This is a genomic window from Bradyrhizobium sp. CCBAU 051011, assembly GCF_009930815.1.
GTDB lineage: Bacteria > Pseudomonadota > Alphaproteobacteria > Rhizobiales > Xanthobacteraceae > Bradyrhizobium.
Map to the genome: position 1 here is coordinate 5,344,068 of NZ_CP022222.1, position 25,357 is coordinate 5,369,424.

The following is a 25,357-nucleotide window of genomic DNA, read 5'->3' on the forward strand; positions in this document are numbered from 1 at the left end:
GTTGGCCGCGCCAACAATACTCGCCTCGCTTCTGCCCGGAAGACCGTTTGAAGCCGCAACCACAGGCATCAGCCCTGCTTCGCTCGACCACACGACCGGCGGAGCTATGAACCGTAGCGCGAAAGAATACCTTGCAGGCGGAAGAAACTTTTCCTTTGGATCGATGTTGTCATTCCAGCAACGGAACCAGGCGACTGGCAGTTGCTTGAAAAGCCGCTCGGCGTAATGCCCGGGCGGCTTTCTTCTTTTAACGTGGGAGGGCGAAATGTCGAATGATAAGCCCCTCAAGCCCGACGACTTCCCGGTTGAGGTTGAGGGCGACGAATTAATGACCGCGGACGGCAAGCCAATCGCCAAGGCGAAAACGCCAGACATCGCAGAGGATATCGCGGACCGTCTCAACGAAGACGATTACCGCAAAGAGCAGAACAGATGGTCGGCTTGATTTTTAGCTCGTGGTCGCGGCGAAGCATGCCGCTCACAGGCCGCAGCAATATCACACCGGATGCGGTGACGCCCCCGAGGCGTATCGACCCAACTTGCCCGTAAGCGCGCGTTCGCAGCCTTGCGGTTCATCGCCAGTTCGAAAACCGTTGGTGTCTCCCCCGGCAGATCGCCGGCGTTGGTACCCTACAGAATTCTGTCGAGAGTACGCACCCGCCACCACGCGCGCTGAAGGTTCTGGCGACACAGCCCCATTGATCGACGCGATCTCACTCGCATATCTCCAATACATTTCCGAACCCAAGAAAGAAGCGGAACGTTACGCTGCTGGGGCCGTTCCATCTCTATGGCCGACCTTCGTCGGCATAGAGTCAAATTGAATTGGAAAAAATCAGATGAGAAAGACATTAATGGTTTCGGTGGCCGTTGCGGCCTTATTGGCGGCGACCGGGCTTGCGACTGCTCAAGGCGTTAATCAAGGAGCAGCGAAGGAATCTCCGACTGCCGCTTCGCCTAAAGGTGATACTGCGGCGCCGATGAATGCACCGGCAGCAAAGGGAGCCGAGACAGCAACCCCCGGCGCTGGGTCGAAAGAGGCGGTGCCTCCACGTGCGGAGGGCAAGCCGGATGCAAAGACGACCGGCGACATGAAAGCCGATGGCAAGTCAAAGGCATCAGATTCAACTAGTCCGACCACCACTTCGAAGGACTTGAAGAGTCCGACCGCCGAAACGAAGTCGCCTTCTGACAGCAAGACGGTCGGCGAGACGAAAGCCGACGGTAAAACGAAAGCGCCTGATTCGACCACCACTTCAAAGGACTTAAAAACTCCGACTGCCGAGACCAAGCCTTCGAACCCCGACAGCAAGACGACCGGCAATGCCGCCACCGCGGCGACAGCAGCGCCTCCCGCCGAAAAGCGCACCCAGATAACCTCGGCAATCAAGCAAGAGAAGGTCGAGGAAGTTAAAGACGTGAACTTCAATCTCTCAATCGGAACGGCTGTCCCGGCAGGTGTCCGCTATCACCCGATGCCGTCACGTATCGTGGAAATCTATCCGGAATGGCGTGGATACGATTTCATCCTGGTGCGCGGCAAGTACATCATTCTTCGCCCACACACCCACGAGATCGTTTACATCATCGAAGGTTAAGCGAATCCGCCAGCAAACTACAAGCAAACGAGAGGGCGGCTTAACAGCCGCCCTCATTTTCTGAGCCAACCACCGCCGGTGCGTCCTAATTGTCCTTCGAGAAGAGTCCCATTCTTGAAAGCGAGCAATATTGACCAGCGTGGATAGATCCCAAGACGTATGTTGGTTCGATCACGGTCCCACCGATTGGCAACAATCGGTGACTGAGAATGTCGCGCTCCCGCCTGGTCTTACGGGGAGCGTCATGCTGTCGACTCAATCCAATCCAATTTTGGTGTCGAGATGCGGCAACCCGATGAGGTTGGTCTGCGTCGAGCCGGACCTGGTTTTGATCTGCGCACCTTTGAATGCGCAAAGTGCAATGCCGGCACAACCTTCCTCGTTGCCATTTAGGTGGGGCTTCGTCTTGCGGAGAGTCGGTGTTGGAGTTGTCCCTATTTCACTGGGGATGGCGAAGGACGATCATTGAGCATCGCCGCTCCTTCCCATGTATGGGCGTCCAGCCACTCCTCGTTCTTGAACAGGGTACGAAGTGATAAGGCTATCTGCCGGCGCTGATTGCGATCGGCCCCAGGTGGGAATGAGCGAGCATAGCGCAACATATCGCGCCTTATTCCGACAAGTTCCTCAATACTGTGACGCTGCTCGACCAACCGGTGTACAGAAGGCATGATACTTCCCTTGAGGTTATGGGCGGGAGCGTTACCGAACTCTCAGCACCGAAAGCTGCCACGGACGGGGCGGTGATGAGATACTTTGCGCCCTTGCGGTGCCGGGCACTGGTCAATATCGCTCAGTTTTCGAAACTTACTTCTTGGGAATTTCGAGTGGTCTATTTCGGCCAATGGTTCGCAATCCTGCTGGCATGGATCGCCCGTCAGCGAGCTAACGAATCACGCCGCTAGCTCATTTCGCCGTTAGCCAGTTTTTCATGTCTGCGGCGATGCGAAGCTGTGCTGCTTTTCTGATGGCTTCGGATCGCTTCAATCCGGGCGGCAACTTGTTGGCCTGCGCCAGAGCTTCAGATGCCCGGGCAGCCCAATCGTGACTATCGATATCGTTGCGCGTCAGTTCTGTCATGTCATCGTCCTTAATGTGGCGCGGAGGTCGCTGTGCTCCCGGCCGATAACATCGGACTTCATCGGATCGGCGTTTACTTGCGCGTCGTGGATAAGGCCGCACTTAGTGCACCGCAGGGTCCAGTGCTCGAACCCAGAACGTGCTGAAGTAATATGCTGGATCTCCATGCGCGACTGGCATTTGGGACAACGAGGGCGCTCCGCCACGCGAGGCGATAGGTTGGATGCTTGTGAATTGGGCAACAGATGCCTCCGGTTAAATCAGGCGGGAGCACTACCGCGCTGTCTCCGATGGGTGCCGGAACGGTGCGGTGATCGCAGCAGTATGCCGACTCGGCGTTATGAATGCTGATCAATTTTGCTCACTTCCCAATAATGAATGAGACGTTCTTCCCGGATTAAGCGAGGATGGCTGGAACGAAGGCGATCTCACAATATTGGTCCCTCGGCGGTATTGTTACCGACCAGATGGAGGCTATCCATGAGAAAGATCAGTATTGCACTCTTGGCTGGCGCAGGCGTTCTGTTCGCGAACAGCGCCATGGCTGCCGACGTGTTTACCAACGATGCCACGTATCTCGGCATGAACCAGCCGAACGTGGAGCAAGTGCGCCTGGTTTGCGATGACTCCGGCCGTTGCTACCGGTCCCGTGGACCGCGGCGCGTGGTCATCCAGCAGGGCTACGACGATTCGTACAACTATGCTCCCCGCGAGCGGTATATCGAGAGGCGCGGTTATTATGACGATCAATCGCGCTCCGGCATCGGCTTCGGCGCGCCGGGCGTGAGCATCGGTGTGGGCGTCGGTAACGGTCGCTGGTAAGTACATGAGGCCGAAGAGATCGTTGCGGCCGTTTTTCTCCTATCCCTCAATCGGAGTGTGTAATGAACATTTTTTACATCATCGGCGTCGTGGTTGTCATAATCTTTGTTGCCGGATTCCTCGGGCTGCGTTGAACAAACCATCCGATATGATTCTGACCTGATCTTATCATGGCTGGCCAAAGGCAGTAATAACTGAGAGCAATCCGCTTGCGCTTGGTACAACTTTCGATCCCAAGAACGCCGTCCACGCCAGCTGAATTGTTGATGCTGGCCCCCGGCTCAGGTCAAACCGGTGACAGAGCACGCCATAGCCAACACCGAGCGCCCTTTCATCCTCTCGCCCGAGGTCGACCGAAGCGGTATGATTCCTGTCTGGCACGATGACATTCGCGTCCGGGAGGGAGAACAATGATTGCTGCCTCACCGCCACCACAGCGGCCCCCTATTACGCCCGTCTCAGACGACCATCTGCCAGAGCCAGATGCCGCAGCGACGGAAGCCGCCGACGAGACGGAGATGCCGCTGCCGTCCGATCCGCGGACGTTCTTCCTCGGTGGTTTGTTCGGGTTGGGTGCCTTGGCGGCGCTCTACGTGGCAAGCGCGATCATCCTACCCATCGTACTCGCCTTCGTGTTGAATCTCCTTCTTCAACCCGCTGTCCGTCTCTTGGGGTGTTTGCATCTGCCCCGTACAGTTGGCGCGCTCTTGACTATCTTTCTGGTCATTGGAGCGCTTGCAGGTCTCGTGGCGGCCTTATCGGTACCGACCGCGACTTGGGCTGAACGGCTGCCCGAGGGCATACCGCGCCTGCAGGCACATCTGCAGGTTATCAGAGTGCCAATCGAAGCGTTGCAAAAGGTTATCCAACAGGCCGAGCAGGTTGCAGACGCTCCACCTGGCCAGGGCTCGATCGTCTCGGTTCGCCGCGATCTTGGCCTGACGGGCGCACTTTTCGCAGGGACGCGCTCCGTACTCGATGGCCTGTTTACGACTGTCCTGGTGCTCTATTTTCTTTTGGTTGCGGGCGACATATTCCTTCGACGCATTGTTGAGATCCTGCCGACATTCGGTGACAAGCGACAGGCCGTCGATATCTCTCAGCAGATCCAGGAGGACATATCGGGCTATCTGGTGACAATCACGGCCATGAATGCCGCGGTCGGTGTCACGACGGCGGCCGCGATGTATCTTTGCGGTCTGGGAGACCCGTTGTTGTGGGGCACCACAGCCTTCCTGCTCAACTACATTCCAATTTTGGGGCCGCTTTTCGGCGTCGGCATCTTCGTGTTGGTCGGAATGCTGAGCTTCGAAAGTCTATGGTGGGCGTTGCTGCCGCCGGCCCTTTACCTTGGCATTCACCTCATTGAGGGTGAAACAGTAACGCCGATGCTGCTGGCGCGGCGCTTCACGCTGAATCCGGTGTTGATCATCCTGTCGCTGATATTCTGGTTCTGGATGTGGGGCGTGCTTGGCGCAATCCTGGCCGTTCCGATGCTGGCTATCCTGAAGATCATCTGTGACAGGTTGCGCCCGCTCAAGGCCCTGGGGCACTTCCTCGAAGGGGAATAGCGGTATCTCCCTCTCGTTTATCATGTGTTGCCATCGAACGAACTCGGTAGCAACGAGTTGTCCTTGATGGCTAAAAGCAAATCACCATCGATTGGTCCAATGAGCGTGCAGCCTATCGAGCACAGCTTGACCGCGCGGAACCAACTGCCGACCATGATGTCAACGCGCGGCGAAGACAAGAGGACGCCCCTCCCGAAAAACGAGCAAGCCAGGATGGAAGCAGTCCGCGTCGCGAGAGCCAGAATTATGCGGCGCAATTCCCTGCGGAAGCAGCGACAAGCTCAAGAGTGCTAATCTCGCCACGATGCTTGTTCAGTTTCTGGAGTCATTTGCCCGGTCCAGCTCGCGAAGGTACGACAGTCCATGCACCGTCAAGCGGTGCTCGTCTTTTTCGCCCCCTAGGTACAATTCCATCAGATGCCTGGAAAGCCGTTCACGGGCCCCCTTGGTCTCGGAACGGTCTGCAAGCGTGCCGTATAGGCTCAGCGCGCGATCAACGGGGAGGATACTCATTGGATTCAACTCACAGGATCATTTCAAGCTCTCAACAAGGTTCGCTGCTTCGCATTGTTCCGGAAAAACATCCCAGCTCGTGAAGCAATTTTAGGCGCGAAGTGATGGCGCCCGTACACCAACGGGCTAAAGCCAACGCCGAGACGCGGGGCGTTGAGCGGCATCGCGGACAAGGTGTCGGTCATACGAGATTTCCTAGGCACGGCGTTAGTCGGGGGTAAGTTGGATAGCAGGGCGCGAGCCGGTCAAATGGCTAGCGGGGGTTATTTCATGAATTTTTCTAAATGAGCAGAATTGAACAGCGCCGAGATGGCGAGGGGTCCAAGGTCACTCCGATATGCGCTATGGAACAAGCGATCCCGATAACAGGTGCCCAGTGACGAACCCGAGTTGACCGTTGATTTAGATGTCGCCGGAAGGTCTGGTTTCACGGCGGTGTATTTGAACCGACATCGGTCTTCAAAGCGAAATCACCGAGAAGCTTTCAGATCAAGGGGAGATATAGGCCATGCGTGTCTTGATCCTCGCATTGTCGGTCCTGGCATTTTTTGTCAGTGCCGATGCTGGCAAAGCCGGTCCGAGCACGGCCAACCGCGACCTGTCGGCATCCGTCGATCCGTCGATCTTTGTCGACGAAGCAACTCAGGAAACCGAGGATCAGATCGGCCTCGACAAGCGAAAGCGGCGCGACGTGCAGCGCCGGCTGACCGGTCTCGGCTTCGACACCAAGGTCAACGGCAGGTTCGACGAACAGACCCGCGCCGTCATCACGCGCTGGCAGGGGGCACGCGGCTATCCCAGGACTGGCTTCCTCAGCACGCTGCAGCATCGGGCGTTACAGACCGAGTTCGTCTCGGCGGCCCAGGCCAGATTCACGAGCAGCGACAAATCAGATGGCGGCGATCCGGCCCGTCATCGCGGCCGGGGTGGCGCTCGCCATCACCGCAGTGGTGGCGGTCCCGGTGGCTTGATTGGTGGCGTGATGGGCGGCATGTTTAGGTGACCCGACCAACTGTACGACAATCATGCGGAGCGTGAGTTCTCTCGGTCCGCACGATCAGCGGGGCCCGTCGTCGTCCCGAATTGCTGATCCAGTCAATCCGGGACTGTTTCGAGCTCCAAGTGGCCCGGTTTGACATCCGAACATTCGAGTGTCCTGAGTGCGACCACGTCCATCAAACTGTAGTCGAGCTGGTCGATCCGATGAAATCGCGCAAAACCAACGCTTGGCTTATGGGGCAACTTCGAGCGCCAACGCGAGGCCGCCTACCACGTTTCGCTGTTGGCCTCCGGAACCAATCGCCTGGAGATCACTTGGTGATGCACTACCGGATGCCTTTCCCCAGAGTCATCCGATGAATGCGGCCCCAGTCGCCCCCGTGCTGGGGTCGTTTCTTTTGTGCGAAGAGTCTCCTCTGAAAGCCCGTTATCGTTGTCAGCGGCCGTCCGGATTTCGCTACCAAAGACCCCAGCTCCTAATGTAACCGACCGTGCAAAGCCACCCGAAGTATGCGGTCAATCTTACATGTGATCAAAATTGCTCAGACGGTGACGACATCATGAGCGACCTTGGTTGAAGGCGGGGGAGTGCAGTGATGCTCGCCTGGCGACGAGGAAGCCTCGCTTACCGACGCAGGCTGCCTCGCTCCTCATGGACAGGAACGCTTTTTTGACGCTCCCTGCCTGAAAAATCGCTAAGATAGACGTCCATCGCGGGGACCATGCCGGACATGCCAGACCACACCGATCAGGCTTCTTTTGATCCCAAGGAATTTCTCGCCAAGGTGGGCGAGGGGAAAACCATTGTTGAATTTCGTAAGGATCAGGTCGTTTTCGCCCAAGGAGATGTGGCGAACACGATTTTCTATATTCAAAAAGGTCGCGTCAAGGTTGTTGTCATATCTGAACAAGGCAAGGAAGCGGTGGTCGGAATTTTAGGACCAGGCCAATTCTTTGGCGAAGGCTGCATGAACGGCCATTCGCTGCGCATCGCGACAACGACCGCGATGGAAGATTGCCTGGTCACCGCGATAACGAAGGCGGCCATGCTGGCGGCACTTCACAGCCAGCCAAAATTTTCCGAATTGTTCATGGCCTATTTGTTGACCCGGAATAGCCGAATTGAAGAGGACCTGATCGACCAACTCTTCAACTCCAGTGAAAAACGGTTAGCGCGCCTGCTGCTCCTGCTGGCGAATTTCGGCAAGGAGGGCAGCCCTCAACCGATCACTCCGAATATCAGCCAGGAAACATTGGCCGAAATGATTGGAACGACGCGATCCCGCGTCAGCTTCTTCATGAACAGATTCCGCAAGCTTGGCTTCATCAGCTACAACGGGAAGATCGAGGTCAACAGTTCATTGCTGAACGCGGTCTTGTACGACAAGCCAGAAATCAAGAGCGAGCCGTGATGAAGATATCTCCGGATGCGCCCAGCCTCCAACTGCGTTGAATTAATCCTGACGCGGGCGGCGGGCGCTTCTATCGGCGCCACCAGCTCCTTTGCCAGCCCCGTCCGCCACCGAGAAGGAGATGCACAATAAGCAGGAGCACTACGGCGCCGATCGTGGCGTTGACGATGGCGCTGATCAATCCAGTACCGAGATGGATTCCGAGTTGCGGGAGCAACCAGCTTCCGATAAAGGCGCCCACGATACCGACAACAAGTACACGTAATGCAGTCAGTAATCGCTTATCGGCTCGGGAAAATGAGGTTTGAAAGCGGCGTGGTGCTCTTTATCTCCTTGGCAAGGCTTCACCTGCTTCTCCATTTCAGTTTAAGCCACTCGCACTTCGCCTCGACCAACGCAAACGAAGCCACTAGAGGCTCTTGCAGTAAGGGAACATCTTGCGCGATTAACAATAAACCAAGAGGCAACATCCAGAGGCCCAAGACAGGCAAAAAACTAAAGATGCCTCCGAGAATGAGAAGGATTGCAATGACCAGACGAATTGCAAATGAGGAGGGCATACGCAACCAACGAATGAACTGAGAGACGCTAATCGGCACTCGCCGATCAATCATCTCGAAGTACCTGTTCAATTCCGCTCTTGTTGTTGTTGTCATTCTGTAAGCTTTGGCAAATAACTACTCAGGTGGCTTTCCATGCGTCAAGGTAACGTTCGGATTGCCCAAAGGTCCCCATAGAGTTTCGTGGCAGCCCCGTTATTCGCGGATGGGCGCTCCAGATCGAACCGATGAACCATCTGCAAAACCGGATCGAAGAACTCAATCCAATGGCGTCATTACCGTCGATAGCGATAGATCGTTACATCACGGCCCGGCATCTATCGATGATCAAGGCCCTGGCCGATATCGGCGTTCGATCACGGCACGTCGGGAGGCAGCGAATTCATCGCTCGCATGTATTTCGCCCCACATGACCGTCTCGGAGCCACAGGCGCTTGAGGCGGGGACCGTCCGAGCTAAGCGCGCGAGAGCCGCTGGGATGTCCCCAGCGGCTCGCGCGTTGCGTAGCGATGTGGTGCGACGCGCAGCGTCGCGTGGTGGAACGTTGCGATGCGCCGAGGCGCGCCGCGTTGCCTACCATGATGTCGATAAGTCCTACGCGTCTCATCGACCAGGCTAACATGGCTGGTCGCGAGGCGACTTCAAGACAGCGCTGCTGCCGTAGTCGCGATCTCTTTCGATCGCGCCGAAAAAGCCGCGACTGCCGGAACGAAAACCTGTAACGGTCGGCTTTGGCGCTGACGACTACGATACTTGCGCATGGTGTCGTTGAGCCAGCGTACCTGCCAAAAGCGTGATATGCTTAGTCGAAAGCAGCGGGAGACCTAGATGTCAGAAGACGCCCTTATCGTCATAACAAGCGCCATCAAAACCGCTTTCATTGACCATCCCGGTTCTGGGCACGGCACGACGTGGGACCCAGTGACGAAAAGTGACGAAGAGAGTATTCATCTCGCCAAGGCTGTGCTGGTCGCTCTTCGCAAAGCCGGATATTCCGTTACCAAGATCGAAGACCAGAATGCCCCAAAGCCCTAAAGGCGAGAAGCTTCTCTCGACGTGATCGGAGATGCCATTTGCCGATGCCGCTTCTGCTTGCCCGTTCGTTAGATTGGTGTGGCCGGTAAAGCAAACCCTAGCGGCGAACATCGACCATCCCGCGTCGGCGACGGACGACCGGAGCCATTTGCCTCCACGAGCAGATCTCATGCCTCTGCGGTTTAGCTCCATGGCCATGGATGCGAGTGTGAGCGCGCCGGTAGGCCGATGGCTTGGACGACAGGAATTAGACTCGATTCAAAATCGTCCACCGCGCGGGCCAGCGCCGCTCTGCCAAGACAGCCGGCATGATCAAGCTTGTGACGGTTGCCGAGTCTTGCTCCAGCCGCACTTGCTGCCAGCGCACCTTTAGTGCGCTCCGCTATCAGTCGTAGCGCCTTCTCAGCCGGGGCGGCATACAGGTGCATTGGCATGTCTCAGAGGTGCCAACAGGCGACACTGTGATTTACGTCGCGCCAAGAAACGGACCGGTGATAGGTTCGTTTACTTCGTTTGGCAGCAAGCATTGCCGAGATCGCTTTAGTTCGCGGCGCTCACGATCGCTGGCGTCTGCCATGAACCCTCATCGCGCGGCATTATCGAGGGTGGCAGACTCATTCACCGCGGCAAACAACTAAAGTAAAGTTGTTCGATCGTTTCGTCGGTGCCGCATTTCTTCTCGCCCGCCGGCCCCCGAAATCAATTTGCGCATGAGCGAGAAAGATCAGCCCCAAAGTCTACTCCCTTGCGTTAATGCAACCGGAACACCCCGTCGGTGGTGTGCAATTCGGCTGGCTTGATCAGTCTCGGGTGCGCAACGGTAACTGCGAACAGAGGTCCTTCGAGTGATTTTTCCCAGAACGCGAGGAAATCCCTTAGCGCCGGAAAATTTGGAAACAGATCGTTGTCCTGCCAGACGTAGGTTTGCAGCAGCCAGGGACGATCCGGACGGCGATAAACGATTTCCGCCGTCGTCAGTCCGTAGCCCAAGACCTGCTTCCTGAAATCCTCGGAAACCGCTTCTTTCTCGGCCATGGCAACCTCCAGCAAGCAGCGACCGCTTCGACGGCGGTTTCGAACAGGCCATTCCGCCAAAAACTAGTAGACGCCGATCGACCCTAGCGCGGTTACCTTTGTATTGGGGCAAGCCCTGACGGGCGGGGAGGTGCGGGGTCGTTCTCTACAGCTTCAGGGATCCGTATTTGTCAATAGCTGAAGGGCCACTGCCGATTAGGGGAAGGCGACGGCGAGGAAGCGCTTTGCCGTCGAGGTATTGCCACCGAAGTGCGCTGATGCGAACGCCGAATGCCATCGAACAATCGAACACCACCTCTGCTACGACACCGAATCGGCGTGGCCCGGTGTAGCGGATCGCAGGAAATCGTGGATTCGGCGGAGTTTGGCGTGCCAGCGTTGATGAAACTGATAACTACGTTTCCGCTGGAGCGCTTTGATATTCCAGCCATCGGGCTGCGAATGCAGCCGCGCGCATCCGAGACTCGCCAAAGCTACTACTCCGTAGCGCTCGCTCCTCGGATGTGTGGAGCAGATGAAGCGCCCGGTTAAACCCCAACTTATGACGTCCACAGCCTGAAACTATCAGCGAAAAGTGTAGGTGGCACGACTCATTTCTTGCCGTTTCGACGACATCGGTTGTTTGAGGGCACGAAACGGGTGGCAGCGCTGCCTACCCAACTGTTAGATAGCCATGACGCAACCTTCAGGGGAGCTCGTTATGGAACTGAAAAACAAGTCGATCATCGTAACTGGGGCAAGCAGTGGGATCGGCGCAGCGGCGGCTTTGTTGTTCGCAGCCGAAGGGGCCAATGTGGTCCTTGGCGCGCGCCGATCGGCGGAGATGGAAACCCTTGCAGGGCAAATCAATCAAAGCAATGGCAGGGCTGTATTCCTTTCCGGCGATGTAAAGGATGAAAGCTACGCCAATGCTCTCGTTGATCTCGCCATGAAGGAGTTCGGTGGGTTGGACGGCGCATTCAATAATGCCGGCATCGTGGGGGAGATGGGGCCGGTCGCCGATATGGGAATCGGTAATTGGAACGATGTCATTTCGGTCAATCTGACAAGCGCGTTCCTGGCCGCGAAGGCCCAGATACCGGTCATGAAGAAACGAGGGCAGGGCTCCATTGTCTTCACGTCTTCCTTCGTTGGCTTCAGCAATGGCGGAATGCCGGGAATGGGGGCCTATGCGGCGTCCAAAGCCGGGTTGATCGGCCTAGTGCAGTCGCTGGCATCCGACCACGCCGCAGATGGCGTCCGCGTCAATGCACTGTTGCCGGGCGGCACGATCACGCCAAGCGGAGGAGAGGGAGATCCTGCCGCTTTGGATTTCATCGCAAATCTGCATCCAATGAAGCGAATGGCGAATGCAAAGGAGGTTGCGCAGGCAGCCCTTTTCCTCCTTTCCGACCGGTCGACCTTCATGACGGGAAGCCCGATGATCGTGGATGGCGGCATGTCCGTTCGGCTGACATAGATACCGCGCGCACGTCCTCCGAATGGCTATGATGGCCGAGACGCAAATTGGAGCTAGCATATCCTTCTTGCCTTGATGCCTCCCAAACAATGCCTGCCGCCCGCTGTACGACAACGAATTTCTGCAGTCGTAGTCTGGCGTGGGCTTGTTCGCGGGAAGTCGTAGATTCGGCGGAGATTGGCGCACCCGACACGATTCGAAGGTGTGGCCTCCACCTTCGGAGGGTGGCGCTCTATCCAGCTGAGCTACGCTTACGCAATGCCTACGCGGATTTCTTGCGGTATGAAGAAATGACGACAGATCTCGCAAGTCCTTGAATTTCTAACCTCTTGCAACCGCGATGCGACACCGCATAGAAGCGAACTCTTCAGTTCTATTGGTCGTTATCGCATTACGATGTTGCCGACACGGATGTTGTCGTAATGGATCAGCCAAGTAACTTGATTGGCGTCGGGATCGCGGTGGCGGCTATACGTCGGGCGGAGAACAGCAGATGTGCGCGATCGGCCGCGCGCTGATGTCGCGCCCGAAGATGATCCTGCTCGACGAGCCTTCGATGGGCCTCGCGCCGCAGATCGTTGAAGAGATCTTCGAGATCGTGAAGGATCTGAACGTCAAGGAAGGTGTCTCGTTTCTTCTCGCCGAGCAGAATACCAACATGGCGCTCAAATACGCCAGCTACGGACATATCCTCGAAAATGGCCGCGTGGTGATGGACGGCGAGGCGCGGGCGCTCGCTGCGAATGAGGACGTCAAGGAATTCTATCTTGGCGTCGCCGGGGAGAAGCGAAAATCATTCCGCGATGGGAAGCACTACAAGCGGCGCAAACGCTGGCTCATTTAGGCAATGGCGCTAAGCGATCGGCGCGCGTTGAGTGTGCCCGCCGCGATCCGCGGCGCAAGACCAGACCGTGGTTTGTCTCACACCGGCATCCGATCAGTGCGACATCAATGTCGGTTTGGTCATCGAGGCAAGCATACCACGTGTCGTTCCGCCAAGAATAAATTCCCGCAGCCGGGAATGCCCGTACCCGCCCATGACAATCGGCACCTGTATCGGCTGCATATGACAGGATTGCATTGGAAACATCGATCTTGCTGACGGGAATGCGCTCGATCGCGGCGTTTACTCCGTGACGGGACAGATGGGTCGCGATATCCGAACCCGGAAGGTCTGCGCTTTTGGCGCTCTGAGTGTCCGCAACAACAATACTCGTCTTGCCGGAGCGGGTAAGAAACGGCATGGCATCGGCGATCGCTCGCGTGGCTGCCCGGCTGCCATCCCAGCACACCATGACATGATCGAGTTTAAGGCGATCCTTCTGAATAAAAGGAACGATCAGCACCGGTCTTCCGGATTCGAACAGCCGCTCAGCCCAAGTCGCGGCCGGTACCGATAAGGCTGCCACAAGACCTACCAGCGCTCCAATAACGAGGAGGACGGTCAAGAGCGCTCCGACAGCGCGGGGCAGATGCACACGCCCTAAAAGACGGACAGCGGGTTGAAGAAGGAGGTTCAACACGAAGGCAAGTATGACGGGAAGGATGATCGCGCTTGCCAGGTAGAGCACCGCAAAGACACCCAGCGCGAACAAACCGCCGAGAAAGAATGTCTGTGCATCGGACGGCAGCGGCATCTCCGTCTCGTCGGCGGCCTCCGTCACCGCTGCATGTGGCTCTGGCAGATCGTCGTCTGAGACGGGCGAAATAGGGGGGCGCTGTGGTGGCGGTGAGGCAGCCATCATTGTTCTCCCTCCCGGACGCGAATGCCATCGTGCCAGACAGGAATTATACCGTCTTGGTCGACCTCGGGCGAGAGGATGAAAGGGCTTGATGTTGGCTATGGCGTACCCTGTCACCGGTTTGGCCTGCGCCAGGGCGGGGCAGCATTGACAGTTCAACTGGCGTGGAAGGCGTTCTTGGGGTCGAGAGTTGTACCAAGCGCAAGCGGATTGCTCTCAGTTTCGGGTCAAAATCATCTCAGCCCTAAGAATCCGGCAACAAAGATTATTACGACCACGACGCCGTCCCCCGACGAAGATGAACGGCAGTTCCGGGTGGCAATTTAGCTTTGCCCGTTATCAATTGCTTACCGTCAACAGTCTCGAACATATCGGCGAACTGCCACGACCCCTGTTGCGGTAAGAGCGTCGATTTTGGGGCGAGGACATGAACTCACCAACGAAAACCCGCCCGATGGGGATCATCGAGCGGGTCGTCTCCCGGGTCAGGTGGGGCTCTGAACAGAGGCCACGTGATTCCGTTTTTAGTTGCGGTCGCGCTCGATGATCACCTTGCGATCAGGTTCCCTGTCGCGCTCCCTGATGACCGTTGTTTCGCGTGGCTCGCGCTCGCGTTCCTTGATTACGGTCGTTCGTTCGCGATCTCGGTCGCGGTGATCCGAACCTACCGTCACTCCGGCTCCGACCGGGCCGACTCCGACACCAACACCGACCTCTCCCGCGCTCGCCGGTACTGCGGCGCATATGCTTGCCGCTGCAATGATTGCCAATACGTACTTCATGAAACGCTCCTAGCGTTGTGCGCACCCATGGGCTCAATCCGATGGGGCAGCTTTCGTTCCGACCGGATCGATCATTGGACAGCATTGCGCCTTCGAGCGTGTGAGTCCGCAGCCATTTCTGGTTTCGGAAAAGCGTCCGAAGCGAGACAGCGAGCTGCCGATGCTGATTGCGCTCGTTTCCGGGAGAAAAAGTGCGGGCGTAGCGCAATGTATTGCGCCGTAGTTCCGTCAGCTCATCTAGGCTGTAAAGACGCTCGGCGCGGGGATCGACGGTAGTCATTGAATCGGGCTTGCGCCTTCCGCGGCGCGAACGCGAGTAGTTCGCGATCACATTAAGCGCAACGGTATGTACGCCACACGAGCAACAGACGGCAAGCCACCTATGTCTTCACCGGGTGATGCCGGTGATTCAGGCGGTCTGCCACTCGGAGTTCCCGAATCGCTGGTCAATAATGCTCACTCTTACATTGCCGTATCGCCGCAGGCGGAACGCTTGCGGGGTATTAGACATGGGCTCAGTTGGAGGTGGCCGATGCCACATTATTATTTCGATATCAAGGACGGCCACAGGTTCGTGGACGCGTCAGGATTGGACCTCAGAAATGACGACGCCGCCATCGCCAAGGCGAAGGTGCTCGCTATTGGGGTTTCGATCGACAAGCCCGAAGTCGATCCGAAGCGGCACATTGCTGTTTTAAACGGATCACGGGAGCAAATCTTTAGCGTGCCCGTTTATTCCAAACCATCAATGAGCACCACGTAGGCATTCGCAGAATCAATCGGGCTTCGAGCGCGAAGCAGCCTCAGGTGGGGGACGAACGCAATGGCAGAGAGCCACAATCAGACGGACGTGCGCTACATCCGCCGGCATCCGAACACGACCGATTTCCGGTACTGCGGCTCGGCTTCCCATGTGCTATTCTGAAAGATCACGCGCCGCCGATCAGGGAGGAAAGCTCAGCGTCGGTTTGCTCTTTCAATTCAACGCCTATTACCTTTAAACAACTCGTCGGCAAAGCGGTGGTTCACATCGCGGTGGCCGGCCTCGTCGGCCCGCACGGCGATGACGACGTCCTTGAGGCGCGCGTCGGGCCCGAGCTTCCAGTAGTCGATGGCGATTTGTGGCGCAGCGACATTCTCGATCCGCCCGCCCTCGATCTCGGCCAGGTACTCGGTATAGCTGACGATCGCCTCCTGCTCAAAATAGCCGACCGCCCGATGGGCCGTGCGGGATGAGACGAGATAGAGCAGAAAGAAGCCGTTGTAAAACACGCCCTGCGCGAGAAGCACCAGCCAGCGTTCAAGCCAACTGGGTTTGGCGATTTCGATGAACGTCATCAGGTGCATGCGCTCGTTCTCGGCCTCCGCCAGCAGGGCATGGATCCAACCTCCATCATCCTGCAAGCGCCGCAGCGATTTGAGATGCTGCAACGTTGCGCCGACCATGCCCGGCACCGCTGCAACCGTCTCGAGCACGACCGCTCGATGGCCGTAACGTTTGGCAAAGAACGTGTCGGCGATGAAGCGGAGAAACCTGGTGAAACTGAAGGCGACCCGGTCGGAGAATGTCCTTGGATCATGCCGAGTCGTCAGATCGGCTGGCGTGGTGGGCATGGCGCACCTGAACCTATGAGAAGAGCGCTTTACGATCGTCAAACGATAAGCGATTTACTAATCGAATGCGGTGAGTCACTTCCGGATTTGCCTCGTTAGCTTGCTGCCTTTTAGCACTTCGTTGCGCCGAATTGCTTGTTGGATTGAGTCCCGCACATTATTCGTTTTCGCGAATGGAGCTTCGAGCCGATATTCCTCAATCTCCGATTCAACGCGTTCATGGTCGCCAGGCTCTCAGGCCGCCGTTATTTAGCTTTCGGCTGCTGTTCTTCATTTCTTCGCACCTGGCGTGCGAGATCACCAACGGTCGTTCGGTCGTTTCTTTGCGCAACTCAGCCGTTTCGGGATCCTCGATCTGCTGAAATTGGAAATGACGACTGAGCCTGTCGTGGATTTGAAGAATTTTCGTCGACTCCTTCTCGGCCAGTAAGTTGATCTGAAGACCTAAATGGTTCCGACGGTCGGCACGCATATCCATTTGATTTTGTCGTATCAACACGAAGGAGGTAAGCAGAACAGCTTCTAGCGATAAATGCCCGACAGTAGCGAAAACGGGTGTGGATCAAAGGTCCAACTATTCCGACGAGATCAGCGTTCACAATCAGCCAGCAAGCGACCGCCAGTAACTGAAGGCCTACAAAGGTCGCCGTGCCGACAAACCCGCCGACCGCTTGTAGAATTCTTTGGGATCGAGAATGGCGCCTTTCGTCCTGTTATGGCCCAGACGACAATCAATCCTACAGCCAACAGGAAAGTAAGAGCTCGCCCCGCTGCCCGTGCGGCGGCGTTGGCCACATCGGCAAAAAATTGGCTCGCTTGGTCGGCGTGGGGTTGATTCTGCCTCTCGACGGCAGCTCGTTTGTCCGCCATGTCGGAGCGTTCCAGGCCTTCATCTCATCGCTCAGGCTGGCGGATCTTGCGTCTAACGCTTGGGCTGGTGAGAGATCAGCCAAACTCGCATTTTTCTGCTGGGCTGAGCTAATCGGATCCGGCAGCGTTGCAGCGCCGTGCCAACTTTAGATCAGCCGCGTTTAGTACCAGCGTCCACGGCCGTACCAGCCGCCGCCGCCAAGCAGCAGAATGAGAAGTACAATGATGAGAAGCGTGGTGGTATCCATGTGCGTTTTCCTCGGTGCTGCGTATTGCGCAGCCTGAAATTCTGCACTTCTGACAACGTTTAGCCGGTCGTCCGGTTCCAGGAATCCACGTGGCGAGATGGCGCAGGTCATGGTGCCCGCGCTAGGATACTCGTCTACCGCATGCGCGCACAGACCCCCGGCGCCCCAACGAACGAGCGATATATTGGCGTCTGCTTAGCTGTGATGTCGTCTTCCGGAACAAATGTGGGATGAGGGCTTCAAGCCACCTGGCGGGGCGGGAGCGGAGGCTCCTTGCGTTTGCGCAGCCAGCGTCCCAGTAAGCGCCTGCGGTTATCAAGCGGAATCAGATCAATGTCGCTGACAAACCTCGCCCCGCCTTTGCGGCGCTCAAGCGTGATCTTGCGGCTGTGGAACGCCTCCAGTTCGGCGCGATGGGCAACGCTGACGACGGTCGCGTCCTTCAGTTCCTCGTTAAGTAGCTCCATCAGCTTGTCCTGACTGCGATCATCGAGCGCGGACGTCGCCTCGTCAAGCACGATGATATCCGGGCGATGAAGAAAGAGCCGCGCGAAGGCAAGCCGCTGTTTCGCCGCCCGACAACGTCTGGTCCCAGGGAGCCTCCTCCTCGATGCGCCCCTTCAGATGACCCAGCCCCACCTTGTCGAGCGCTTCCCCGATCTGCTCGATGCTCCAATCTTCGGCGGCCGCGGGATAAGCGGCAGCGCGACGCAACGTGCCCGACGGCACATAGGGTTTTTGCGGCAACATGAACAATCGGCGATCCGCATGGAAATCGATGCTGCCGCCACCCCATGGCCAAAGTCCTGCAATGGCGCGCACCAACGTGCTCTTGCCAGTCCCGGACTCGCCTGACACCAGAACCCACTCGCCAGGTTCGATCAGAATTTCCGCCTCGCCAACCACGGCGGTGCCATCATCAAGTGTGACTGATAGATCATTCAAACGAAGCATTGTATTGCCCTCGGTTTCGCCGCGCTTGATGCGATTGAGGCCCTCGCCAGTTTCCGCACGTTCAAGCCCATCGAGGGACATCATCAGCGATGCAATGCGGCGCGCTCCTGCATTCCATTCTGCCAGGCGGGGATAGTTATCCACCAGCCAGCCGAAAGCGCTTTGAACGATGGTGAACGCCGATGCGGCCTGCATCACCTGGCCCAGCGTCATGCTGCCTTCGAGAAATTTAGGCGCGCAAAGCAATATCGGAATGACGGGCGCGATCAGGCTCGATCCTTGCGAAACGATGGTGGTGCGCATGTGCTGGCCGCACAGCAGCGCCCATTGCTTCAGGACTTTGCCGAACGATCTGTCGATGCCCGAGCGCTCCTCTTCCTCCCCGCCCAGAAGCGCAATGCTCTCACCGTTCTCGCGTACGCGCATCAGGGCGTAACGGTACTCAGCTTCAGTCTGATTCTTGCTTTCCGAAATGGCCACGAAATTTCGCCCGATGACGACCATCGAGCCGCTCGCGATCGCTGCATACAGCACTGCCGCGACGACGAGAAAGCCTGGAATCGTCACAGTGGCGCCTGCAATTGTCAGCGTCAACGCACCGCCGATCGTCCAAAGTACGATGATGAATGTCGTTGCCGACAAAAACGCGGACGTTACGCCGGTGGCGAAATCAACCGGGGCGTCGGTCGCCACGCGCAAGTCCTCGGCAATGCGGTACTCCGGATTCTGGTGATCGCCGCTGACCAGGTTGAGCTGGTAGTAGCGACCGTTCTTCAGCCAGCGGGAAATAACCGAACTGGTCAGCCACGCCCGCCATCGCCTCTGGATGCCCATGCGGGTGTAGACCTGAATTACGCCAAGCAGCACGCTGCCGATTGCCAGCGGGAAGAACACCACCGTAAGATGGAGCACGACGGCTGCATCCCTCCTCTCGATGGCATCGAAGATCGCTCTGTTCCAGAGGTTGATGCCGTACTGGAAAGAGAGCTGCAGGAATATCAACACCAGCAATCCGCCGGTGAGAACCCAAGCAAGCCTGCCACCAGCCACTCCCCAAAAGCCCTTGGCACTGATCCAAAAGCGCTTCAGTAAGTACTTGCGGCGAATCTGCTCGGCTTCTTCGGGAGACAGTCCTGGATCCGTTTCGAGAATCTCTGGTGGTGGGGCGTCGACCGTCTTGCCGGTTTCAGCGACAACGTCCTCGATCGGCTGCCGATTCATGCGCTGTCAACGCAAATGGAACCTGAAAGTTCCATTCCATGTACCAATTCGGCGGTTCGGCTCGCGCAACTGATTGCACGGGGCCGGACCGGAAGGCTCGCGCAACCGATCGATGAATGGGTAGATGGCTGGCGTCGCCGTGGCGCGGACTTCTTCCTGAATCGAGGCCCTTCACGGTGGCATGATTACCATGCTGCGACGGCCATTCATTGCGGTAGTCAAAATTCCCGTACTCAGATCCCCCGGATCTGCTGGCCAACTCGATAAATTCACCCCAACTTATCAAAGCATGGCCGACTGCTTTGGGGTCGGGGTCAATGTCCGCATCGGGGTCAAAAACAGACTTCACCGGAACGACCGCTTCTGGCGCAAACCCGAGGTTCATTGATATTTGCGCTCTTGCATCGTTCGGCCTCATTATGCGTCCTTGATGGAGCTCGGGACCGATGACCGCAGCGAGCCAGGGAGAACAGACATGACAGTTTCGGCGGAACGGGCAGTCCTTGCCGGCGGCTGCTTCTGGGGTGTGCAGGATCTGCTGCGCCGGTATCCTGGCGTGATCTCGACCAGAGTGGGCTACACCGGCGGCGAGGTGCCAAACGCGACCTACCGCAACCACGGCAATCACGCCGAAGCGATTGAGATCACCTTCGATCCGCAGACCATCAGCTATCGCAAGCTGCTGGAGTTCTTTTTCCAGATCCATGATCCCTCGACGCTTAACCGCCAGGGCAACGACCGGGGCGCGAGCTACCGGTCGGCCATCTTCTATACCAGCGACGCGCAGAAGCGGATCGCGGAAGACACCATCGCCGATGTCGACGCTTCCGGCCTTTGGCCGGGCAAGGTTGTCACCGAGGTGGCCCCTGCCGGACCGTTCTGGGAGGCCGAGCCCGAGCATCAGGATTATCTGGAAAAATATCCTGACGGCTACACCTGTCACTTCATTCGGCCGGAATGGACGCTGCCGCATCGGGCGGAGAAAGCTGCAACAGGCGTGAGCGGAGTTTCGGCCGCGTGACAAAAGCCTCCGATTTGCTGGTGGCCGCCCTTGAGAACGAGGGCGTCGGGTACATCTTCGCCATTCCCGGCGAGGAGAATCTCGACGTGCTGGAGTCGCTGCGGCGCTCGAAGATCAAGCTGGTGCTGACGCGGCACGAACAGGCTGCCGGCTTCATGGCGGCCACCTACGGGCGTCTCACCGGGCGCGCGGGCGTCTGCCTGACGACACTGGGTCCCGGTGCGCTCAATCTGACGACGGCTGCGGCCTACGCGCATTTGGGCGCGATGCCGATGGTCATGATCACAGGACAGAAGGCGATCCGGAGCGGCCGCCAAGCGCGCTTCCAAATCGTCGACATCGTCGCGACCATGCGGCCGCTCACCAAGATGGCGACGCAGATCGTCTCCGCGCAGAGTATTCCGACCCTGGTTCGCGACGCTTTCCGGGTCGCGCAGCAGGAGCGGCCGGGCCCCGTGCATCTCGAACTACCCGAGGATATCGCGGCCGACGAAGCCGCCGCCGACATCGTTCCCCCGCATGTCGTCGAACTTCCGGTCGCGCCTGCCGCGGCCATCGAACGCGCAGCAGCCATGATCATGGGCGCCAGCAGGCCGCTAGTCATGCTGGGCGCCGCGGCGAGCCGCCCGCATCTCGCCGAACCGCTGTCGGCGTTTGTGCGACGATGCAGGATTCCATTCTTCAATACCCAGATGGGGAAGGGCGCGGTCAATGCTGGCTCCAACCTCTATATGGGCACGGCCGCACTGTCGGAGCGGGATTGGGTCCACAAGGCCATTGACCAGGCCGATCTGATTATTTCGATTGGCCACGACACCGTCGAGAAGCCGCCTTTCCTGATGGGCCATGATGGACCGCAGGTTATCCATGTCGGCGCCACGCCAGCGACGGTGGAACAGGTATACTTCCCGCAGGCGGAGATCGTCGGCGATGTCGGCGCGAGCCTCACAAGCCTGGCCGATCGCCTCGAAGGCAAGCTCCCCGACGGTCAGGCATTGCTGGGTTTGCGGGAAGGGATCCTTGCCCACCTCGCCGAGCGGTCGACGGAGGATCGGTTTCCTCTGACGCCGCAGCGCATCGTGCACGACGTCCGCCAGGTCATCCCACCGGACGGCATCGTTGCCCTCGACAACGGCATGTACAAGATCTGGTTCGCCCGCAACTATCGCACCAGCGTCGCCAACACGCTGTTGCTTGACAACGCGCTCGCGACCATGGGTGCTGGTCTTCCCTCCGCGATCGCGGCGTCGCTGATCCATCCGGATCGGCGCGTGCTCGCCGTCTGCGGAGACGGCGGCTTTATGATGAATTCGCAGGAGCTTGAGACGGCCGTGCGGCTCAAACTGAATCTCGTCGTGCTCGTGCTCGAGGATCGCGCCTACGGCATGATCCGATGGAAGCAGGAAGTCGACGGGTTTTCCGACTTCGGCCTCGACTTCGGTAATCCTGATTTCGTCGCCTATGCCAAGTCATATGGCGCCAGGGGCTCCCGCGTCGGCAAGGGCTCGGAACTCGTGACAATGCTGGAAGCTGCTTTCAGCGAAGGCGGTGTGCATCTCGTCGTAGTGCCCGTCGATTACAGCGAGAACATGCGCGTGCTCGTCAATGAGCTGCACTCGGTACCCCAGACCGTGTGACATTTTAAATCACCGCGTCAGCGCAAATTGCCATAGGCTATCACCGGTGCTGCCATTTCCGGCACGGGGAAAGCAATGAGCAACGACGTCATCGCCAATGGCTCCTTGTCAGAAGACCTGAAGGCAATATTCGTGAAGACGATTTCCGCTTGTAGAGAGCCCGATACCGACACCCGAGCAGGGCCAGGTCCTGGTTCGCAATCTCTGGATCTCGTTCGATCCCACCCAGAGCGGCTGGATGAGGAGAGACACCTATATTCCGATGATCCCGCTTGGTGACGTCATGCGCGCGGCAAGTGTCGGCCAGGTGATTCAATCCCGGCATCCGGGCTACAAGCCCGGCGAGCCTTCGGAAACGCTGCGTCAGGCAGCCCGCGAACGTAGTGGCGGCGACGTAGCCGTGAATGGAAGCCGGTGCAGCTCGGACCGCGGTGTGGACTTTTGGCAAAGCGCATAATCCGCTTGCCAATGCTCGCTTAGCCACCAAACCTCACTTCGTATCTTTGGAGATTGATGGAAGTTGAACTCCCCGGAGGCGACGAAGATGAGAACAACTGAATCGCAGAATACTGTCAGGCATCTGAAGTCTTGGGCTCCGACCTTGTTCGTCGCCGTTCTTCTGTTCGGTTTTGCGTTCATCGCACTGGAAGTGACCGAAGGAGAGCCTATCGCGTTCGACCGTTGGTTGATGGTCGCCTTTCGCCATGCGTCCGACTTGTCGCGGCCAATCGGGCCGCCATGGTTGCTTGACGTTGTGCGAGACATCACCGCACTGGGCAGTACCGCGGTACTTGCGCTGCTGGTCACGGTTGTGACTACGTTCCTTTTTGCCATAGGCAAACCTCACGCCGGTTTGTTCGTCCTGACGACGGTCCTGAGCGGCGCCATTCTCAATACACTTCTCAAGCTTGCGTTTGCGCGAGCGCGCCCCGATCTCGTCGCTCAACTCACTCAGGTCTCTACGCTGAGCTTTCCGAGCGGGCACGCTGCGATTTCGGCTGTCTGCTATCTGACGCTCGGCTTGATGCTCGCTCAAACGCAAGCGTCCCGCTCTGTTCGCATCCATCTTATAATGACCGCCGCGATCCTTACTCTGCTGGTCGGAGTCAGCCGCATATATCTCGGAGTTCATTATCCGAGCGATGTGTTGGCGGGCTGGTGCTTCGGCACTTCGTGGGCGCTAATTTGCCAGATGCTCATGTCGTATTTTCAGCGCACCGGAAGGATCGAGCAGCCGAGCGACTAGTCGGCGTTGCGCCGCTCAGGCGGCAACTTTGCTCGCCTGCACTGACGAAGTGATCGAATGAGGACGTCGGACTTCTGCTATTGGCGCAAAGCGGTCGTTGTGGCCCAATGTTGGATTTGGCTATATCCGGCTGGCTGGACCTAGCTCAAACTTCCTCATGATGGATTGGGAGAGAGTGCGATTCATTCAAATGGCTAGATGTGAGCGTGTGCACGACGTGTGCACCGGGAGGTCAAGAGAAATCTATTGATGGCAATCTGAGCAGCTCTCCGAGGCGTGTTGTAGACGTCGGGTGCGACGCGGACGGATCGGATTGATTGGAACAGAATGCTCCACTTTCGATCGAGAAGCTGAACTCACTCGTCTGAAATGGAGAACGGGACCAACCTTCGTCTTTGCCGGCGGGGCAGGGGAGCTGCTGGTTCAGCGAGAGAGCGACGAATTCTGATGACGGGAGCTCGAGTCGCGCCCCCGCTACTCAGTTCTACGATGTTGCATATTTTTCTTATTTTTCTGCGATGAGGAGTGCGAGCCTACATGCCTCATCGCCGAAAATGCCCGAAATCACAGTCCTTGAAACTCCTCCTGTGCCCACTCGCGATCAACTCGCGCCTTCAGGATGCCGTCCAGATCTACGCGCTCATCTGCACGAGCGCTCGGTCCTCGCGCGGCAGGTCGAGCCGCTCCCAGACATCGATCAGCGCGCTGGCGAGCGCTTCGATCATGTCGTCGTCGTGATGGGGCGAAGGCGTGATGCGCAGCCGCTCCGTACCGCGCGGCACGGTCGGGTAGTTGATCGGCTGGATATAGATGCCATGCTCGGTGAGCAGGAGGTCGCTTGCCTCCTTGCAGTGTTCTGGATCGCCGACGAGGATGGGTATGATGTGCGTTTCGTTCGGCATGACCGGGAGCCCGGCCGCAGTGAGCACTGCCTTCGTGCGCGCCGCGCGGTGCTGGTGGTGCTCGCGCTCCCAATTGGAGCGCTTGAGGTGGCGGATCGCCGCGGTTACAGCGGCACAAATCGCTGGCGGAAGGGCTGTGGTGAAAATGAAGCCAGGCGCGTATGATCGCACCGCATCGATCAGCGCGGCATCGCCCGCAATGTATCCGCCAAGACAGCCGAACGCCTTGGCAAGCGTTCCTTCGATGAAGTCGACGCGGTGCGCTGCGCCTTCGCGTTCTGTGATGCCGCCGCCGCGCGGGCCGTACAGGCCGACCGCATGCACCTCGTCGCAATAGGTCATCGCCTCGTAACGCTGGGCAAGATCGCAAATGCCGTTGATGGGGGCGACGTCACCATCCATGGAATAGAGGCTCTCGAACACGATCAGCTTCGGCCGTTGGGGCTCGGCCCGTTTGAGCAGCTCTTCGAGGTGGCCGAGATCGTTATGGCGCCAGATATGCTTGTCCGTCCCGGACTGGCGCACGCCCTCGATCATCGAGTTGTGGTTGAGTGCGTCGGACAGAATCACGCAGCCCGACATTAGCCGGGCAATCGTTGCAATTCCGGTCTGGTTCGAGACGTAACCGGAAGTGAACACAAGCGCCGCCTCCTTGCCGTGCAGGTCGGCCAACTCGCGCTCAAGCTCGACCAGCGGATGACTGGTGCCGGCGATGTTACGCGTGCCGCCCGCACCGGTGCCCATGCGGATCGCGGTTTCGACCATGGCGCCGATCACCTTCGGGTGTTGCCCCATCGCGAGGTAGTCGTTGGAGCACCAAATCACGACGCTGCGCGGGCCCGCAGGCGAGTGCCAGATGGCGCGGGGATAGCGCCCGGCGATGCGCTCAAGATCTGCAAAGATGCGGTAGCGCCGTTCGTCCCGTAAACGCGCAAGGGCGCGTTGGAAATAGCCGTCGTAATTCATGACAGCCCTCCGGTTTGCGAGGGTCTCAGATGTTCGTGCGACGCCCTTGGTCAGGACGCGCTCTCATTGC

Annotated in this window: 21 protein-coding genes, 1 tRNA gene and 3 pseudogenes; 13 read left to right on the forward strand and 12 right to left on the reverse strand. The window is 58.1% G+C overall.

Annotated elements, in window-relative coordinates; all coding sequences use genetic code 11:
* The first annotated feature begins 265 nt into the window (after positions 1-265).
* Both ACH79_RS24900 and ACH79_RS24905 read left to right on the forward strand, forming a co-directional pair.
* A complete protein-coding gene (locus ACH79_RS24900) occupies positions 266-445 on the forward strand; it encodes a hypothetical protein (RefSeq protein WP_161853351.1) in 180 nt (59 codons plus the stop codon).
* 394 nt (positions 446-839) lie between these two features.
* Entirely contained in the window at positions 840-1,598 is a 759-nt protein-coding gene (locus tag ACH79_RS24905; RefSeq protein WP_246738096.1) for a DUF1236 domain-containing protein, read from the forward strand.
* Positions 1,599-2,504: 906 nt separating this feature from the next.
* Here the strand turns inward: ACH79_RS24905 and ACH79_RS24910 are convergent.
* Positions 2,505-2,678: a hypothetical protein gene (locus ACH79_RS24910; RefSeq protein WP_161853352.1), complete on the reverse strand. Its 174-nt coding sequence runs from the start codon at positions 2,676-2,678 to the stop codon at positions 2,505-2,507.
* A gap of 480 nt (positions 2,679-3,158) precedes the next feature.
* Between ACH79_RS24910 and ACH79_RS24915 the strand changes: the two genes are divergently transcribed.
* The 4 genes from ACH79_RS24915 to ACH79_RS24930 all read left to right on the forward strand — a co-directional run bounded on the left by ACH79_RS24915 (position 3,159) and on the right by ACH79_RS24930 (position 7,995).
* On the forward strand, positions 3,159-3,500 hold the full coding sequence (locus ACH79_RS24915) for a hypothetical protein (protein ID WP_161853353.1): 342 nt from the start codon (positions 3,159-3,161) through the stop codon (positions 3,498-3,500).
* Between the two features lie 410 nt (positions 3,501-3,910).
* Positions 3,911-5,071, forward strand: coding sequence for an AI-2E family transporter (locus ACH79_RS24920; protein WP_161853354.1), 1,161 nt, complete (start codon positions 3,911-3,913; stop codon positions 5,069-5,071).
* Positions 5,072-6,092: 1,021 nt separating this feature from the next.
* Entirely contained in the window at positions 6,093-6,587 is a 495-nt protein-coding gene (locus ACH79_RS24925; RefSeq protein WP_161853355.1) for a peptidoglycan-binding domain-containing protein, read from the forward strand.
* 727 nt (positions 6,588-7,314) lie between these two features.
* The gene (locus tag ACH79_RS24930; protein ID WP_371419270.1) at positions 7,315-7,995 is read left to right on the forward strand and encodes a Crp/Fnr family transcriptional regulator; all 681 of its coding nucleotides are present in this window, start codon (positions 7,315-7,317) and stop codon (positions 7,993-7,995) included.
* Positions 7,996-8,065: 70 nt separating this feature from the next.
* Here the strand turns inward: ACH79_RS24930 and ACH79_RS24935 are convergent.
* From ACH79_RS24935 to ACH79_RS24945, 3 genes and pseudogenes are all read right to left on the reverse strand, one after another.
* Positions 8,066-8,251, reverse strand: a pseudogene (locus tag ACH79_RS24935) (GlsB/YeaQ/YmgE family stress response membrane protein); the annotation flags it as partial.
* A gap of 1,135 nt (positions 8,252-9,386) precedes the next feature.
* Positions 9,387-9,701 (reverse strand): hypothetical protein, encoded by a 315-nt coding sequence (locus tag ACH79_RS24940; RefSeq protein WP_161853357.1) that lies wholly within the window; start codon positions 9,699-9,701, stop codon positions 9,387-9,389.
* 639 nt (positions 9,702-10,340) lie between these two features.
* Entirely contained in the window at positions 10,341-10,625 is a 285-nt protein-coding gene (locus ACH79_RS24945) for an usg protein (RefSeq protein WP_161853358.1), read from the reverse strand.
* A gap of 700 nt (positions 10,626-11,325) precedes the next feature.
* On the opposite strand from ACH79_RS24945, the gene ACH79_RS24950 reads away from it, so the two are divergent.
* Positions 11,326-12,084 (forward strand): SDR family oxidoreductase, encoded by a 759-nt coding sequence (locus ACH79_RS24950; protein ID WP_161853359.1) that lies wholly within the window; start codon positions 11,326-11,328, stop codon positions 12,082-12,084.
* A gap of 178 nt (positions 12,085-12,262) precedes the next feature.
* Here ACH79_RS24950 and ACH79_RS24955 read toward each other — a convergent pair.
* Positions 12,263-12,333, reverse strand: a tRNA-Arg gene (locus ACH79_RS24955).
* A gap of 199 nt (positions 12,334-12,532) precedes the next feature.
* Here ACH79_RS24955 and ACH79_RS24960 point away from each other — a divergent pair.
* A pseudogene (locus tag ACH79_RS24960) lies at positions 12,533-12,928 on the forward strand (ATP-binding cassette domain-containing protein); the annotation flags it as partial.
* On the opposite strand, the gene ACH79_RS43115 reads toward ACH79_RS24960, so the two are convergent.
* Together ACH79_RS43115 and ACH79_RS24970 are read right to left on the reverse strand one after the other, a co-directional pair.
* The gene (locus ACH79_RS43115) at positions 12,921-13,826 is read right to left on the reverse strand and encodes a hypothetical protein (protein ID WP_202639028.1); all 906 of its coding nucleotides are present in this window, start codon (positions 13,824-13,826) and stop codon (positions 12,921-12,923) included. The pseudogene ACH79_RS24960 and the gene ACH79_RS43115 overlap by 8 nt on opposite strands.
* Before the next feature lie 524 nt (positions 13,827-14,350).
* Positions 14,351-14,608, reverse strand: coding sequence for a hypothetical protein (locus ACH79_RS24970; RefSeq protein WP_161853360.1), 258 nt, complete (start codon positions 14,606-14,608; stop codon positions 14,351-14,353).
* Positions 14,609-15,140: 532 nt separating this feature from the next.
* On the opposite strand from ACH79_RS24970, the gene ACH79_RS24975 reads away from it, so the two are divergent.
* Positions 15,141-15,371, forward strand: a complete 231-nt coding sequence (locus ACH79_RS24975; RefSeq protein WP_161853361.1) for a hypothetical protein — start codon at positions 15,141-15,143, stop codon at positions 15,369-15,371.
* Positions 15,372-15,589: 218 nt separating this feature from the next.
* Here ACH79_RS24975 and ACH79_RS24980 read toward each other — a convergent pair whose 3' ends face one another.
* The 4 genes and pseudogenes from ACH79_RS24980 to ACH79_RS24995 all read right to left on the reverse strand — a co-directional run bounded on the left by ACH79_RS24980 (position 15,590) and on the right by ACH79_RS24995 (position 19,515).
* Positions 15,590-16,222 carry an alternative oxidase gene (locus ACH79_RS24980; protein ID WP_161853362.1) on the reverse strand — a complete coding sequence of 211 codons (633 nt, stop codon included), beginning with the start codon at positions 16,220-16,222 and terminating at the stop codon, positions 15,590-15,592.
* Positions 16,223-16,439: 217 nt separating this feature from the next.
* The gene (locus tag ACH79_RS24985) at positions 16,440-16,700 is read right to left on the reverse strand and encodes a hypothetical protein (RefSeq protein WP_246738097.1); all 261 of its coding nucleotides are present in this window, start codon (positions 16,698-16,700) and stop codon (positions 16,440-16,442) included.
* Between the two features lie 110 nt (positions 16,701-16,810).
* Positions 16,811-17,092 carry a low affinity iron permease family protein gene (locus tag ACH79_RS45160; RefSeq protein ID WP_161853364.1) on the reverse strand — a complete coding sequence of 94 codons (282 nt, stop codon included), beginning with the start codon at positions 17,090-17,092 and terminating at the stop codon, positions 16,811-16,813.
* Positions 17,093-17,579: 487 nt separating this feature from the next.
* Positions 17,580-19,515, reverse strand: a pseudogene (locus ACH79_RS24995) (ABC transporter ATP-binding protein/permease).
* A gap of 475 nt (positions 19,516-19,990) precedes the next feature.
* On the opposite strand from ACH79_RS24995, the gene msrA reads away from it, so the two are divergent.
* The 4 genes from msrA to ACH79_RS25015 all read left to right on the forward strand — a co-directional run bounded on the left by msrA (position 19,991) and on the right by ACH79_RS25015 (position 23,419).
* Complete coding sequence (gene msrA / locus ACH79_RS25000) at positions 19,991-20,536, forward strand: peptide-methionine (S)-S-oxide reductase MsrA (protein ID WP_161853365.1); 546 nt, start codon at positions 19,991-19,993, stop codon at positions 20,534-20,536.
* A complete protein-coding gene (locus tag ACH79_RS25005; RefSeq protein WP_246738098.1) occupies positions 20,533-22,173 on the forward strand; it encodes an acetolactate synthase large subunit in 1,641 nt (546 codons plus the stop codon). Before msrA ends, ACH79_RS25005 begins: the two co-directional genes overlap by 4 nt.
* A gap of 190 nt (positions 22,174-22,363) precedes the next feature.
* Positions 22,364-22,630: a hypothetical protein gene (locus tag ACH79_RS45165; protein ID WP_371419472.1), complete on the forward strand. Its 267-nt coding sequence runs from the start codon at positions 22,364-22,366 to the stop codon at positions 22,628-22,630.
* Between the two features lie 87 nt (positions 22,631-22,717).
* Complete coding sequence (locus tag ACH79_RS25015; protein WP_161853367.1) at positions 22,718-23,419, forward strand: phosphatase PAP2 family protein; 702 nt, start codon at positions 22,718-22,720, stop codon at positions 23,417-23,419.
* Positions 23,420-24,051: 632 nt separating this feature from the next.
* Here ACH79_RS25015 and hemA read toward each other — a convergent pair.
* The gene (gene hemA / locus ACH79_RS25020; RefSeq protein ID WP_161853368.1) at positions 24,052-25,287 is read right to left on the reverse strand and encodes a 5-aminolevulinate synthase; all 1,236 of its coding nucleotides are present in this window, start codon (positions 25,285-25,287) and stop codon (positions 24,052-24,054) included.
* Between the last annotated feature and the right edge of the window lie 70 nt (positions 25,288-25,357).